1 protein-coding gene and 1 pseudogene are annotated in these 916 nt (G+C 75.0%); both read right to left on the bottom strand.

The genetic code is table 11. The features are described 5' to 3' along the window. Positions 1-529 (bottom strand): annotated as a pseudogene (locus tag FV222_RS27505) (universal stress protein); the annotation flags it as partial. Positions 530-613: 84 nt separating this feature from the next. Further along, the coding region (locus FV222_RS27500) for an acyltransferase family protein (RefSeq protein ID WP_147816303.1) at positions 614-916 on the bottom strand (303 nt) is incomplete at its 5' end.

Genomic DNA, 916 nt, shown 5'->3' with positions numbered 1-916 from the left:
TCGAGCCGTTCCAGGCGACGACGATGGCGTCGCCGAACCGCGTCGGCGGGGTGGGCGGCGCCACCAGGATCGGGCGCCCGCCCTCGAACAGGGCCGTCTCCAGGGTGGTCATGCGCGGCGTGCCGTCGGCGGCGCCCGGGCGCCCGACGATCGTGGCCGAGAACAGGCGCGCGTACTGCCCGAGGAAGGCGTCGCCCGCCGGCACGTCCTGGCGCCAGCGGTAGCGGGCGCCGGCGCCGGCGACGTTCTCGGGAACGCAGAGGCCGTCGCGGGCATGGCGCGGGATGCCGGCCGCGTCCATGAAGGCGACGAAGCGGCCGCCGGCCTCCTCGGCCTCGGCGCGGTCGGCCTCCTCGTCGCGCAGCCAGGTCATGCCGCCGACCATGTCCACGGGCACGTACTCGGCGAGCGCCGGCCGCAGCGACACGCCCTCGATCAGGCTGCCGAAGCGCTGCGCCACGAGGCGCGTCGTCTCCAGCACCGAGGGCAGGGCGTCGTGGAGCGCGATCGGCACCAGAAGGGTCTTCATCGCGTCGCCTCGTTTGGGGTTCGCCATCGTTGGGGCGACGCTAATGCGGATCGCGGCGGCGGGAAACTCGCCGTCCCCCGGCGCTCACACGGTTTTCGGACTCGGATCGGGCGCCGGATCGAGGCGCGCGCGGGCCAGCCGCGTCATCGGGCGCTCGACGAAGGCGTGGACGAGGAGCGCTGCCGCGACGCTGGCCGCCAGCATCAGGGCGAGCGCGGCCCAGGGGTCGAGCAGGGCCGCGAGGTTCGCGCGCACCAAGACCTCGCGCAAGGCGCGCAGGGCGAAGGGGTGGACGAGGTACAGCGCGTAGGAGGCGTCGCCCAAAGCGGCGAGCGCCGACACGATCGACGATCGCCGCCCGCCTTCCGCCCGCGCATGGCCGAGCGC

It is taken from the genome of Methylobacterium sp. WL103 (genome assembly GCF_008039885.1).
GTDB lineage: Bacteria > Pseudomonadota > Alphaproteobacteria > Rhizobiales > Beijerinckiaceae > Methylobacterium > Methylobacterium cerastii.
This window is presented reverse-complemented; position numbering and strand designations above follow the sequence as displayed.